13 protein-coding genes are annotated in these 12,731 nt (G+C 75.6%); 9 read left to right on the top strand and 4 right to left on the bottom strand.

All coding sequences use genetic code 11. The features are described 5' to 3' along the window. The first annotated feature begins 20 nt into the window (after positions 1-20). Together MHY85_RS08595 and MHY85_RS08590 are read left to right on the top strand one after the other, a co-directional pair. A complete protein-coding gene (locus MHY85_RS08595) occupies positions 21-1,631 on the top strand; it encodes a UxaA family hydrolase (RefSeq protein WP_239195508.1) in 1,611 nt (536 codons plus the stop codon). A gap of 61 nt (positions 1,632-1,692) precedes the next feature. Continuing rightward, positions 1,693-3,099, top strand: a complete 1,407-nt coding sequence (locus tag MHY85_RS08590) for a cystathionine beta-synthase (RefSeq protein WP_239195506.1) — start codon at positions 1,693-1,695, stop codon at positions 3,097-3,099. A gap of 57 nt (positions 3,100-3,156) precedes the next feature. Here MHY85_RS08590 and MHY85_RS08585 read toward each other — a convergent pair whose 3' ends face one another. Further along, on the bottom strand, positions 3,157-4,425 hold the full coding sequence (locus MHY85_RS08585) for an FAD-binding protein (protein ID WP_239195504.1): 1,269 nt from the start codon (positions 4,423-4,425) through the stop codon (positions 3,157-3,159). Positions 4,426-4,549: 124 nt separating this feature from the next. Between MHY85_RS08585 and MHY85_RS08580 the strand changes: the two genes are divergently transcribed. Together MHY85_RS08580 and deoD are read left to right on the top strand one after the other, a co-directional pair. Then, on the top strand, positions 4,550-4,954 hold the full coding sequence (locus tag MHY85_RS08580) for an FKBP-type peptidyl-prolyl cis-trans isomerase (RefSeq protein WP_154729024.1): 405 nt from the start codon (positions 4,550-4,552) through the stop codon (positions 4,952-4,954). Between the two features lie 96 nt (positions 4,955-5,050). Then, on the top strand, positions 5,051-5,767 hold the full coding sequence (gene deoD / locus MHY85_RS08575) for a purine-nucleoside phosphorylase (RefSeq protein WP_239195498.1): 717 nt from the start codon (positions 5,051-5,053) through the stop codon (positions 5,765-5,767). Between the two features lie 127 nt (positions 5,768-5,894). Here the strand turns inward: deoD and MHY85_RS08570 are convergent, their stop codons facing one another. Beyond that, positions 5,895-6,635, bottom strand: coding sequence for a HEAT repeat domain-containing protein (locus MHY85_RS08570; protein ID WP_239195496.1), 741 nt, complete (start codon positions 6,633-6,635; stop codon positions 5,895-5,897). 181 nt (positions 6,636-6,816) lie between these two features. After that, positions 6,817-7,485 carry a peptide-methionine (S)-S-oxide reductase MsrA gene (gene msrA / locus MHY85_RS08565; RefSeq protein ID WP_239195492.1) on the bottom strand — a complete coding sequence of 223 codons (669 nt, stop codon included), beginning with the start codon at positions 7,483-7,485 and terminating at the stop codon, positions 6,817-6,819. A 125-nt stretch (positions 7,486-7,610) separates the two neighbouring features. Here msrA and MHY85_RS08560 point away from each other — a divergent pair, with 125 nt between their 5' ends. The 3 genes from MHY85_RS08560 (at position 7,611) to ilvA (ending at position 11,406) form a co-directional block, all read left to right on the top strand. Further along, positions 7,611-8,840, top strand: coding sequence for a cystathionine gamma-synthase (locus MHY85_RS08560; protein WP_239195515.1), 1,230 nt, complete (start codon positions 7,611-7,613; stop codon positions 8,838-8,840). 62 nt (positions 8,841-8,902) lie between these two features. After that, positions 8,903-10,192 carry an AI-2E family transporter gene (locus tag MHY85_RS08555; protein WP_374233258.1) on the top strand — a complete coding sequence of 430 codons (1,290 nt, stop codon included), beginning with the start codon at positions 8,903-8,905 and terminating at the stop codon, positions 10,190-10,192. Positions 10,193-10,203: 11 nt separating this feature from the next. Next, entirely contained in the window at positions 10,204-11,406 is a 1,203-nt protein-coding gene (gene ilvA / locus MHY85_RS08550) for a threonine ammonia-lyase (protein ID WP_239195490.1), read from the top strand. 13 nt (positions 11,407-11,419) lie between these two features. Here ilvA and MHY85_RS08545 read toward each other — a convergent pair whose 3' ends face one another. Beyond that, a complete protein-coding gene (locus tag MHY85_RS08545; RefSeq protein ID WP_239195488.1) occupies positions 11,420-11,755 on the bottom strand; it encodes a helix-turn-helix transcriptional regulator in 336 nt (111 codons plus the stop codon). 16 nt (positions 11,756-11,771) lie between these two features. Here MHY85_RS08545 and MHY85_RS08540 point away from each other — a divergent pair, with 16 nt between their 5' ends. Both MHY85_RS08540 and MHY85_RS08535 read left to right on the top strand, forming a co-directional pair. Beyond that, positions 11,772-12,245 (top strand): SRPBCC domain-containing protein, encoded by a 474-nt coding sequence (locus tag MHY85_RS08540; RefSeq protein WP_239195483.1) that lies wholly within the window; start codon positions 11,772-11,774, stop codon positions 12,243-12,245. 209 nt (positions 12,246-12,454) lie between these two features. Then, a complete protein-coding gene (locus MHY85_RS08535; protein ID WP_239195477.1) occupies positions 12,455-12,661 on the top strand; it encodes a hypothetical protein in 207 nt (68 codons plus the stop codon). Positions 12,662-12,731 lie beyond the last annotated feature (70 nt).

Raw genomic sequence — 12,731 nt, 5'->3', positions numbered from 1 at the left:
ACCGACGGAAGGCCCGCCCCATGACGACCCGACCCGACCTGCTGGTGCTCCGCGAGGGCGACGACGTCGCCGTCGCGACCCGCGACCTCGCCCCGGGGGAGCACGCCGCGCCCGCCGCGGGCCCGGCCGTCCGGGTGCGCGACCGGGTACCGCGTGGCCACAAGATCGCGCTGCGGCCGGTCGCGACCGCCGCGGCCGTGCGCAAGTACGGCCAGGTGATCGGGGTCGCCACCGCGGACATCGCGCCCGGTGCGCACGTCCACGCGCACAACCTCGGGTACGAGGAGGGGCAGCGGCGGCACGAGCTCGGCGGCGCACGCACCGTGCTGCCCGTGCCGGACGGTCCGCGCCCGACCTTCCGCGGCTACCGCCGGTCGGACGGACGGGTCGGCACGCGCAACTACCTGGCGATCCTGACGAGCGTGAACTGCTCGGCGTCGACCGCCCGGATGATCGCGGCGGAGTTCCCGGCGAGCGCGCTCGCGGCGTACCCGCACGTGGACGGCGTGCTCCCGCTGACCCACCAGTCGGGCTGCGGGATGGTGCCGGAGAGCGAGGGCGGTCAGCTGCTGCTGCGCACCCTGCGCGGGTACGCGGCGCACCCCAACATCGGTGCGGTGCTCGTGCTGGGCCTGGGGTGCGAGATGCTCCTGCCGGCGCAGCTGTCCGCGCGCACCGGCGCCGAGGCGTTCCTCGGCATGCCGTCGCTCGGCGCCCCCGCCCGCGAGCCCGCGGGCGCCGACCTGCTCGCGGCGATCCCCGAGGGCACGGTCGTGCGGAGCCTGACGATCCAGGAGGTCGGGGGCGTGCGGGCGGCGGTGCGGGCGGGCGTCGAGGAGGTCCGCGCGATGCTGCCGGAGCTCGACCGCTGCCGGCGGGAGGAGGTCGACGTCCGCGAGCTCGTGCTGGGCCTCAACTGCGGCGGCTCCGACGGCTACTCGGGCATCACCGCGAACCCGGCGCTCGGCTGGGCGAGCGACCGGCTCGTCGCCTACGGCGGCACCTCGGCGCTCGCGGAGACCCCCGAGGTCTTCGGTGCCGAGCACCTGCTGACCCGCCGCGCGGTCGACGCCGGGGTGGCGACGCAGCTCCTCGACCGGATCGAGTGGTGGAAGGGCTACGCGGCCGCGGGGCAGGGGTCGCTGGACAACAACCCGTCGCCGGGGAACAAGGCCGGTGGGCTGACCACCATCCTGGAGAAGTCGCTCGGCGCCGTCGCCAAGGCCGGCCAGGCGGACCTCGCGGCGGTCTACCGGTACGCCGAGCCGATGGCGCCGCACCGGGGTCTCGTGTTCATGGACACGCCGGGGTACGACCCGGTGTCGGTCACCGGGCTGGTCGCGGGCGGGGCGAACGTCGTCGTGTTCACCACCGGCCGCGGGTCGGTGTTCGGCTGCCGCCCGACGCCGTCGATCAAGGTGGCCACGAACACCGCGGTGTACGAGCGCATGGCGGAGGACATGGACCTCGACGCGGGGCCGATCGCCGACGGCGCGCGCACCGTGGCGGACGTGGGTCAGGAGCTGTTCGACCGGATCCTCGCCGTCGCCTCGGGGGAGCCGACCGCGAGCGAGGAGCTCGGCATCGGGGTGGAGGAGTTCATCCCCTGGCACGTCGGCACCGTCACCTGACACCTAGGCTGGGAGGCCCGGGGCGGTCGCCCGTCCCGTCCCTTCGCCTCCTGGGAGACCCGTGAAGTACGCGCAGCACATCTCCGAGCTGGTCGGCGGCACCCCGCTGGTCCGGCTCAACGCCGTGACCGAGGGCCTGTCCGCGACGATCCTCGCCAAGGTCGAGTACTTCAACCCCGGCGGCTCGGCCAAGGACCGGATCGCGCTGCGGATGATCGAGGCGGCCGAGGCCTCGGGCGAGCTCCGCCCCGGCGGGACGATCGTCGAGCCGACCAGCGGCAACACCGGCGTCGGGCTGGCCCTGGTGGCGCAGCGCAAGGGCTACCGCTGCGTGTTCGTCTGCCCCGACAAGGTCTCGGAGGACAAGCGCGACGTGCTGCGCGCCTACGGCGCCGAGGTCGTCGTCACCCCGACCGCCGTGCCGCCGGACCACCCGGACTCCTACTACTCGGTCTCCGACCGCCTGGTCACCGAGATCGAGGGCGCCTGGAAGCCGAACCAGTACGCCAACGTCAACGGACCGGCGAGCCACTACGCCTCGACCGGCCCGGAGATCTGGGCGGACACCGACGGCCGGGTGACGCACTTCGTCGCGGGGGTCGGCACCGGCGGCACCATCACCGGCACCGGCCGGTACCTGCACGACGCGTCCGCCGACCGGGCCGCGGCGGACGGCGGCCCGGTGCGCGTGGTCGGCATCGACCCGCTGGGCTCGGTCTACTCGGGCGGCGACGGGCGGCCGTACCTGGTCGAGGGCGTCGGCGAGGACTTCTGGCCCGCCGCGTACGACCCGTCCGTGCCGGACGAGATCATCGCCGTGTCCGACGCCGACTCGTTCGCGATGACCCGGCGCCTGGCCCGCGAGGAGGCCCTGCTGGTGGGCGGCTCCTGCGGCATGGCCGTCGAGGGGGCGCTGCGGCTGGCGCGCCGGCTCGAGGAGGAGGACCCGGCGGCGGCCGCGCGGGCGATCATCGTCGTGCTGCTGCCGGACAGCGGCAAGGGCTACCTGTCGAAGATCTTCAACGACCGGTGGATGCGGTCGTACGGGTTCCTCGACACCGAGGCCGGCGCGACCGTCGCGGACGTGCTGCGCACCAAGGACGGCAGCGTGCCGGCGCTCGTGCACACGCACCCGAACGAGACCGTGCGGGACGCCATCGAGATCCTGCAGGAGTACGGCGTCTCGCAGATGCCGGTCGTCGGCGCGGAGCCCCCGGTGAAGATCGGCGAGGTGGCCGGGTCCGTCTCCGAGCGCGAGCTGCTGGACGCGGTGTTCTCCGGGTCGGCGTCGCTGTCCGACCGGGTCGACCGGCACATGGCCGCCGCGCTGCCGCTGATCGGGTCGGGGGAGTCCGTGCAGTCGGCGCGCGAGGCGCTGCAGAAGCACGACGCGCTGATGGTGGTCGACGACGGGCAGCCCGTCGGGGTCCTGACCCGGCACGACCTGCTGGCGTTCCTGGCGCGCTGACCCCGCCGGCCCGGTGGCGCGCCCCCCGCCGGGGGCCCCGCCACCGGGCCGGGCGGGTCAGCCGAGCCCGAGCACGTGCCGGTCCACGAACGGGTTCCGGAAGGTGCCGTCGGGGTCCGTCCGCGCCACCAGCGCCCGGAAGTCCTCCAGGTGCGGGTAGAGCGCCCGCGGGTCGGAGCCCGGCGCACCCACCGAGGCGAACAGCTTCCCCCAGTGCGGCCGGGCGCCGAACGGGGCCAGCGCGGCCTCGATCCGGGGCAGCACGGCCTCGACCTCGGCCTGCCGTGGCAGCCAGGTGAAGTGCAGGCCGACCCGGTCGCCGCCCTCGGCGCCGCTGAGCCACAGGTCGTCGCCGGCCATGGTGCGGATCTCGGCGACCTGCAGCAGCGGGGCCACGAGCGGCGCCAGGCCGCGCATCGCCTCGATCGCCTCGACGGCGTGCGCGCGGGGGACCAGGTACTCGGTCTGGAGCTCGTCGCCGTTGCTGGGCGTGAAGTCCAGCCGGAAGTGCGGCAGCCGCTCGTGCCACGGGCCCGGGACGCCGAGCTGCTGGGTGCAGTTCACCGGGTCGATGCCGGGCAGCGGGTGCAGCGGGCCGGGGGCGGGACGGGCGCCGAACAGCTCGGCACGCGGCTCGTACGCCGTGCCGGGCGCCACGCGCGTCTTGCGCCAGACCTGCCGGACGGCGGGTCCGGCCCAGTCGGTGAACAGGCTGACCGAGTCGGCGGAGCCGGTGATCTCGTCGAGGTGCTCCAGGACGGCGTCCCAGGGCAGGTCGGTGTGCACCTCCTGCGCCACGTCGTACGTCGGCTCGACGTCGAGGGTCACCCGCACCACCACGCCGAGCGCCCCGAGGGCGACGACCGCGCCGGGGAAGTCCGCGTCGCCGCGCGCGAGGTGCCGCAGCGAGCCGTCGGCGGTCACCAGGTCCAGGCCCGCGACCGCGGCGGCGAGGTTCCGGGACCGGTCGCCCGACCCGTGCGTGCCCGTGGCCACCGCGCCGGCGACGGAGATGTGCGGCAGGGACGCGAGGTTGTGCAGCGCCCAGCCCTGCGCGTGGACCGCCTGCCCGAGCGTCCCGTACCGGGTGCCTGCCGACACGGTCACGGTGCGGGCGGCCGCGTCCACCCGGACGTCCGGGTCCAGCCCGTCGAGCCGCACCAGGTCGTGCGGCGTGTCCGCGAGGTCGTTGAAGCAGTGCCGGGTGCCCAGCGCGCGCACGTGCCGCGCGCCCGCCACCACCTCCTGCACCTGCTCGACCGTGCGCGGCTCGTGCACGCGCGCGGCGGCGTAGGTGAGGTTCCCGGCCCAGGTGGTCAGCGACATCGGTGCTCCCGTCCCGGCGGACGCCCGTCGTCCGCCGGGACGACCGTAACCCGGGCGCGTTCGCGAGCCGGGGAGCGCACCGTGCAGGATGGGGCAGTACGCCGCACCCGATCGAGGAGTCGTCATGTCCGCCACGCTGCCCGAGGCCACCGGTTCGTTCGGTGAGAAGCCGACCCTGACCTTCCCGGAGGGCGACGCCCCCGCGGAGCTCGAGGTCGTCGTGCTGTCGCCCGGCGACGGCGCGCTCGTCGAGGCCGGTGACGACCTCGAGGTCCACTACCTGGGCCAGACGTGGGGCGGCCACGTGTTCGACAACTCCTACGACCGGGGCTCCTCCATCAGCTTCCCGATCGGCGTCGGCGCCGTCATCGGCGGCTGGGACGAGGGCCTCGTCGGCCAGCCCGTCGGCTCGCGCGTCCTGCTGTCGATCCCGTCGCACCTCGGCTACGGCGACCGCGGCGTGCCGCAGGCCGGCATCCGCGGCGGCGACACCCTGGTGTTCGTCGTCGACATCGTCGGCACGCACTGACACCGGCACCCCGCACCACCTCGGCCGCCGCCCGAGCCCGCACCGGGCCGGGCGGCGGCTGCGCGTCCGCCCCCGCCACGACCCCAGGAGCCCGTCATGCCCACCCCGCACATCTCCGCCCAGCCCGGTGACTTCGCCCCCGACGTGCTCATGCCGGGCGACCCCCGCCGGGCGACCCGGATCGCGGAGACCGTCCTGGAGGACGCGCGGCTGGTCACCGAGGTGCGCGGCATCCTCGGGTACACCGGCACCTGGCAGGGCCGCCCGGTCTCGGTGATGGCCTCCGGCATGGGCGTGCCGTCCATCTCGATCTACGCGACCGAGCTGTTCCGGTTCTACGGCGTGCAGCGGATCATCCGGATCGGCACCGCCGGGGGCATGGCGCGCACGCTGGAGCTCGGCGACGTCGTCGTGGCGACCGCCGCGCACACCGACTCCGGGGTCAGCGAGCACCGCATCGCCGGCGTGCACTACTCGCACGTGCCCGACTTCGGCCTGGCCGCCGCCGCGTTCGCCGCCGCCGCGGAGGTGCCGGGCGCCCGCGCGCAGGCCGGCGCGGTGTTCACGTCGGACTCGTTCTACTCGAACCGCCCCGAGCGCACGCAGGCGCTCATCGACCACGGCACGCTGGCCGTCGAGATGGAGGCCGCCGGCCTGTACGCGGTGGCGGACCGGGAGCGGGCCAAGGCGCTGGCGCTGCTGTCGATCTCCGACTTCACGTTCCAGCCCAACGAGCTGACCGCCGACGAGCGGGAGCAGCTGTTCGACCACGCGGTGCAGATGGCGCTCCGCGCGTTCGCCACCGCCGCCTGACCCGCGGCCGGCGGCGGCCGCCGCGCGCCGTGCCCGCCGGCGCGCGCCGTGCCGGCCGGCGCCGCCGAGAGGGCAGCCGACACGTCGAGCGTGCATCCGCGGGATGCGCGCTCGACGTGTCGCGTGCTCACTCGGCGCGCGGGGCGAGCAGCCGGCGCAGGCGGGTCTTCTTCTCGTTCTCCCGCACGACCCACGCCACGTCGGGGTCGTCGGACGCCCGCAGCGCCGCGAACCGCGGCAGCCCGGCGGCGGGGGCGCCCGCGACGGCGACGCTCCAGCAGTACCCGAGCGCCTGGCGCAGCGTCCGGACGTCGGGCGCGCGGCGTCCCTCGGCGGGCAGCGCGGCGAGCGACGCGGTGGCGGAGGCGCACGCGTCGAGGGCCGACGCGGCGGTGGCCGGGTCGCGCAGCAGGCGGGGCTCGCACACGCCGGCGACCGCCGCGCGCCGCACGAGCGGGTCGGGGTCGGCGACCCAGGCGGCGACGAGGGCCCGCAGGGTGCCGGGCTCCGCGTCGCCGATCCGCTGCAGCGCCATCGCGGCGGCCTCGCGGACCCGCCAGGACTCGTCGGCGGCCCGCGCGCGCAGCAGGGCGGTGAGGGGGCCGCGGTCGCCGGCGGCCGCCTCGAGCACGAGCCGGCCGACGCCGTCGGTCCCGCAGCAGCGCAGGCACTCGTCGGCGTCGTCGGCGAGCGCGAGCACCAGGTCGACCGGCGCGACGTCGGCGAACGCGCCGAGCAGCTCGAGGTTCGACCGCGGCCCGGGCAGCCCGGACCCGGCGGCGAGGTGCGCCCGCACGGCTGCGGGGTCCCCGAGCAGCCCCCGCAGGTCCTCCCGGTGCCGCTCCCGCGCGCCCCTGCTCACGCCCATGCCCAGCACGCTAGCCCCGCCACCTGCGCCGAGATAGGACTTTCCGTCCGAGATAGGGCCCTCCAGGGACCTATCTCGGCGCGCGGGTCCTATCTCGGCGGGGGGAAGGGCCGTGCGGACCGTCCCCGACGCAGGACGGCCCGGCCCCCCGCGCGGGGGACCGGGCCGTCCGGGGCGAGCGTCAGGCGTCGAGCGCGCGCGGGCACGAGACGCCCGTGCCGCCGATGCCGCAGTACCCGTTCGGGTTCTTGTCCAGGTACTGCTGGTGGTAGTCCTCGGCGTAGTAGTACGGGCCGGCCTCGTCCGCGGTGCGGATCTCGGTCGTGATCTCCCCGTACCCGGCCTGGGTCAGCCGCTGCTGGTACGCGGCGCGGGTCTCCTCCGCGACGACGGCCTGCTCGGGCGTCGTCGTGTAGACGGTCGACCGGTACTGCGTGCCGCGGTCGTTGCCCTGCCGGTAGCCCTGCGTCGGGTCGTGCGACTCCCAGAACGTGCGCAGCACGTCGGCGTCCGAGACGACGGCCGGGTCGTAGGCGACCTGGACCACCTCGGCGTGCCCGGTGAGGCCGGTGCACGTCTCCTCGTACGTCGGGTAGGGCGTGTACCCGCCCTGGTAGCCGACCGAGGTGCTGACGACGCCGGGGAGCTGCCAGAAGATCCGCTCGGCGCCCCAGAAGCAGCCCATGCCGAGCACGATCGTCCGGGTGCCCTCGGGCCACGGGCCCTGCAGCGGCGTGCCGAGCACCGTGTGGGTGGCGGGCACCGGGTACGTGTAGCCCTCGTGCCCCTTCAGCGCGCGCTCCGGCTCGACCATGGTCGACTTGAGGGCGGATCCGAACAGCCAGTTCATCGTGACTCCCTTCCACGGGTCGACGCTCTCAACCCGCGCGCGGGCCCGCGTGTTCCCGCGCGCGACCGGCCGGGGCGGGGGCCTAGCCTGGGCACGTGACGGACGCGAACGACAGCACCCCGACCCTGGCCGCCACGGGCGACCTCGACCAGCACACGGACCACGGCGACTGGTCGTCCGCCGGGTTCGCGACGCGCGCGATCCACGCGGGCCAGGACCCCGACGCGGCCACGGGAGCCGTGGTGACGCCGATCTACCAGGTGTCGACGTACAAGCAGGACGGCGTCGGCGGGCTGCGCGGGGGCTACGAGTACTCGCGGTCGGGCAACCCGACGCGAGCGGCGCTGGAGGAGGCGCTGCGGTCGGCGGAGGGCGGCGGCGCGGGCTTCGCGTTCTCGTCCGGGCTGGCCGCGGAGGACACCCTGCTGCGTGCGGTGCTGCGGCCCGGCGACCACGTGGTGGTCCCGGACGACGCGTACGGCGGCACGTACCGGCTGATCGCCCGCGTGTTCGGCCCCTGGGGCGTCGAGCACACCCCGGTCGACCTGTCCGACGCCGACGCGGTGCTCGCCGCGATCCGCCCGGGGCAGACCAAGCTCATCTGGGTGGAGACGCCGACCAACCCGCTGCTCGGCATCTCGGACATCCCGGCGCTCGCGGCCCACGCCGCGGCGGCCGGCGCGGTGCTCGTTGTCGACAACACGTTCGCGACCCCGTACCTGCAGCAGCCGATCGCGCTCGGCGCGGACGTGGTCGTGCACTCGACGACGAAGTACATCGGCGGGCACTCCGACGTCGTCGGCGGCGCGCTCGTGGTCGCCGACGGCGCGCAGCTGCCGGTCGGCCTGGACGGGCCGACGGGCACGACGGCGCTCGCGGACGCGGTGGCGTTCCACCAGAACGCCTCGGGTGCCGTGGCGGGCCCGTTCGACGCGTGGCTGACGCTGCGCGGGCTCAAGACGCTCGCGGTGCGCATGGACCGGCACTGCGCGAACGCCGCCGCCGTGGCCGCGTTCCTCGAGGCGCGCGACGACGTCCCGCAGGTCATCTACCCGGGGCTCGAGAGCCACGCCGGCCACGAGGTCGCCGCCCGGCAGATGTCGGGCTTCGGCGGGATGGTGTCGTTCCGCGTGGGCAGCGCCGAGCGCGCCGCGCGGGTCTGCGCCCGGACGCAGGTGTTCACGCTCGCCGAGTCGCTGGGCGGCGTCGAGTCGCTCATCGAGCTGCCGGCTCGGATGACGCACGGCTCCGTGGTCGGCACCGACCTGGAGGTCCCGGACGACCTGGTCCGCCTGTCCGTCGGCATCGAGGACGAGGCCGACCTGCTCGCCGATCTGGCCCGGGCGCTGGCATGACCACCCCGCGCCGGGGTCGGCGGGGCGGCCCCCGCCCTGGCGACCCGGCCACCCCGGCGCCGGTGCTGCACGAGGGCGACCTGTCCGCCGGGGACGCCCCGGCGGGATGGAGCGCCGAGCAGTCGGTGGCGCCCTCCGTGCGAGCCGCGGCCGCGTGGTCCTGGCGGTTCCTGCTGATCGCGGCGGCCACCGCGGCGGGCCTGTGGATCGTCGGGTTCTTCAAGGTCATCGTCGTCTCGGTGGCGATCGCGCTGCTGCTCACGGTGCTGCTCGCGCCGGTGGCCCGGTTCCTGGACGCGCGGCTGCGGTTCCCGCGGGGGCTGGCGGCGATCACCTCGGTGCTGCTGCTGCTCGCGGTCGTGGCGGGCCTGGTCGCGCTCGCCGGGCGGTCGATCGCCAGCGGGTTCGGCGACCTGTACGACCGGGCGTCCGCGGGCGTCGACGAGGCGCTGGCCTGGCTGTCGGACGGCCCGCTCGGCCTCAGCACCGACCAGCTCGACGACCTGGTGCAGCAGGGCCGCGACCAGATCAGCGAGAACGCGAGCACCCTGGTGTCCGGCGCGCTGTCCGTCACCACGACGGTCGGCCACGTCGCCGCGGGCGCGCTCATCACCCTGTTCTGCACGTTCTTCTTCCTGCTCGACGGCCGGACGATCTGGACCTGGCTGGTCGGCCTGCTGCCGGTGTCGGTGCGCGAGCGGGTCCACCAGGCCGGCCGCCGCGGCATCGTCACGCTGTCCGGCTACACGCGCACGCAGATCCTGGTGGCGTTCGTCGACGCCACCGGCATCGGCATCGGCGCCGCGATCCTGGGCGTCCCGCTGGCCGTGCCGCTCGCGACGCTCGTGTTCGTCGGCTCGTTCATCCCGATCGTCGGCGCGATCGCGACCGGCGCCGTGGCCGTGCTCGTCGCGCTCGTCGCGCAGGGCCCGGTCGTGGCGCTGATCATGCTCGGCGTGGTGCTGCTGGTGCAGCAGATCGAGGGTCACGTGCTGCAGCCGTTCCTCATGGGCCACGCCGTGTCCCTGCACCCCGTGGCGGTGCTGCTGGTGGTGGCCGCGGGCTCGCTCGCCGCCGGCATCGTCGGCGCCCTGTTCGCGGTGCCGATCGCGGCGGTGCTCAACACGGTGGTGCTGTACCTGCACGGGCACGACAAGTTCCCCGAGCTCGGCACGGACGACCACGTGACGCTGCGGCCGCCGGGGGCGTTCGGTCGTCGGCGCGGCGCCGGACGCGGGCGGGTGCGGGCCGGCGCGGGCGACGGCGACCCGGTGGCCGGGCTGGAGCCCGGCGGCGCGCGCGGGGCGGGAGGTGCGCGGCGCGGCCCACGGGGCACGACGGCCGGATCGTGAATGATGCACCGGTGACCTTCCTCGACGACGCCCGCGCTGCCGCGCGCCTGCTGGCGGGCGTGGCGACCCGCACCCCGGTGGAGTCCTCCCGCGCGCTGTCCCAGATCGCCGGCGTCCCGGTGCTGCTCAAGTGCGAGAACCTGCAGCGCGCCGGCTCGTTCAAGATCCGCGGGGCGTACGTGCGGATGGCCCGGCTGTCGGCGCAGGAGCAGGCCCGCGGCGTCGTCGCGGCCAGCGCCGGCAACCACGCCCAGGGCGTGGCCCTCGCCGCCCAGCTGCTGGGCATCGACGCGGTGGTCTACATGCCGGTGGACGCCGCGCTGCCGAAGATCGCGGCGACCAAGGAGTACGGCGCCGAGGTCCGGCTGCACGGCCGCAGCGTCGACGAGGCGCTCGTCCAGGCGCGCGCCGAGGCGGAGCGCACCGGGCGGGTGCTGATCCACCCGTTCGACCACGAGGACATCGTCGCGGGGCAGGGCACGCTCGCGCTGGAGATCCTCGAGCAGGTGCCGGACGTCCGGACGATCGTCGTGCCGCTCGGTGGCGGCGGGCTGGCGGCGGGGATCCAGGCGGTCGTGGCCGAGGTCGCGCCGCACGTCCGGGTGATCGGGGTGCAGGCCGCGCGGGCCGCCGCGTACCCGGCGTCGCTGGCCGCGGGGGAGCCGGTCGCCGCGCCCGAGCTGCACACGATGGCCGACGGCATCGCGGTCGGCACGCCGGGTGCGGTCCCGTTCGCGCTGCTGCACCAGCACCGCTGCGAGGTGCGCACGGTCTCCGAGGAGGACCTGTCCCGCGCGCTGCTGCTGGTCGCCGAGCGGGCGAAGCTGCTGGTGGAGCCGTCGGGCGCCGCGGGCGTCGCGGCGGTCATGGCGGCGCCGGGGGAGCTCGAGGGGCCGGTGGTGGTGCTGCTGTCCGGCGGCAACATCGACCCGCTGGTGCTGCTCCGGGTCGTCCGGCACGGCCTCGCCGTCTCGGGTCGGTACCTGCAGCTGCGGGTCCGGGTGCACGACACCCCGGGGGCGCTGGCGGCGCTGCTGCGCGAGCTGGCGACGACCGGCGGCAACGTCATGCACGTGTCGCACGTGCGGACCGGTGTGGACCTCGAGATCGACGAGGTCGAGATCGAGGTGCAGGTCGAGACGAAGGGCCCCGAGCACTGCGCGCGGGTGCTGCAGCACCTCCGGGACTCGGGCTTCCGCCTCGCGGAGCACTGAGGCGCCGCGCGGCTCAGGACCGCTCGGCGCCGCGGTCGAGGCGGTCGAGGAGGTCGACCGCGGCGGCCGCGTAGCCGCTGATCCACCGGTCGTGGATCCGCTTGATCGGCAGCGGTGCCAGGGTGAGGTGCCGCTCCCGGCCGACCCGCCGGCCGTCGACGAGCGCCGCCCGCTCCAGCACGCGCAGGTGCTGCAGGACGGTGGTGCGGTCGAGCTCCGGGAGCGCCGCGCACAGCTCGCCGGTGGTGCGGGGTCCGTCGCGCAGGGCGTCGAGCATCCGGCGCCGCGCGGGTGAGGCGAGCGCCTTGAAGACGAGGTCGTCCTGGGGGTTGTCGCGGTCGGCCAACACGTTGTAAAACTACAACATGAGCGACGACGCGCTGCAGGACCTCCGGTTCACCGTGTCGGGCCGGATCGCCCGCCCGTGCGCGGAGGTGTACGAGGCGATCGCCGACCCCGAGCAGCTGTCCCGGTACTTCGCGACCGGCGGGGCGCGCGGCCGGCTGGAGACCGGGGCGGAGGTGACCTGGGACTTCCACGACTTCCCGGGGCGGTTCCCGGTCACCGTGGTCGAGGCGGAGCCGCCGCGCCGGCTGGTCATCCGGTGGGCGGCCGACGCGACGGCCGACGGGTCCGGCGCCACCACGACCACCTTCGACCTCGAGCCCGTCGACGACGGCACGCGCACGCTCGTCACCATCTCCGAGGCCGCCTGGCGGCTCACGCCGGAGGGTGCCCGCGGCGCGTTCGGCAACTGCCAGGGCTGGACGGGCATGCTCGCGGCGCTCAAGGTGTGGCTGGAGCACGGCATCACCCTGCGCGAGGGCTTCTACGCCTGAGCCGGGCAGCCGCGCCGAGGGCGCGCCGGCGACGGGCGGGCAGCCGACACGTCGAGCGAGTAGTCGCCGACTACCCCCTCGACGCGTCGCGCACCCGCTCGGCGTGCGGGTCGGGGCGGCACAGGGCGAGGGGACGGGCATGGGCGGGGGAGCGGCGGTGTTGTACCTCGCGAGGGCCGGTGCGGGCCCACGGACGAGAGGGGACCACGGTGACGAGCACGACGACCAACCCGGCGGCTGCGACGACGGGCGGCTGGGTCGACCCGCGCACGCAGATCGAGGTGGGGGTGCTGCTCGCCGACGGCAGGCTCGCGGGGCGCCGGTTCGCGTCCCGCGCCGAGGCCGAGGCCTTCGCGCGGCCCGAGGACGGCGAGCAGGTCGTGGAGTACAACCTGGTCTGCGAGTGCGCCGTCTGACACCCGACCCGCACGCACGAGGGCCCCGACCGGCGATCCGGTCGGGGCCCTCGTGCGTGCGCCGCGGCGC

Source organism: Cellulomonas sp. ACRRI, from assembly GCF_022346185.1.
GTDB lineage: Bacteria > Actinomycetota > Actinomycetes > Actinomycetales > Cellulomonadaceae > Cellulomonas.
The sequence above is the reverse complement of the archived record's forward strand: the minus strand, read 5'-3'. Positions and strand labels throughout refer to the sequence as shown.

Bases quoted from the DNA above. Each gene is read 5' to 3' on its own strand.
- deoD (WP_239195498.1), top strand. From the start codon at position 5,051: ATGCCCACCCCGCACATCTCCGCCCAGCCCGGTGACTTCGCCCCCGAC.
- MHY85_RS08570 (WP_239195496.1), bottom strand. From the start codon at position 6,635: ATGGGCGTGAGCAGGGGCGCGCGGGAGCGGCACCGGGAGGACCTGCGG.
- MHY85_RS08595 (WP_239195508.1), top strand. From the start codon at position 21: ATGACGACCCGACCCGACCTGCTGGTGCTCCGCGAGGGCGACGACGTC.
- MHY85_RS08540 (WP_239195483.1), top strand. From the start codon at position 11,772: ATGAGCGACGACGCGCTGCAGGACCTCCGGTTCACCGTGTCGGGCCGG.
- MHY85_RS08585 (WP_239195504.1), bottom strand. From the start codon at position 4,425: ATGTCGCTGACCACCTGGGCCGGGAACCTCACCTACGCCGCCGCGCGC.
- msrA (WP_239195492.1), bottom strand. From the start codon at position 7,485: ATGAACTGGCTGTTCGGATCCGCCCTCAAGTCGACCATGGTCGAGCCG.
- MHY85_RS08580 (WP_154729024.1), top strand. From the start codon at position 4,550: ATGTCCGCCACGCTGCCCGAGGCCACCGGTTCGTTCGGTGAGAAGCCG.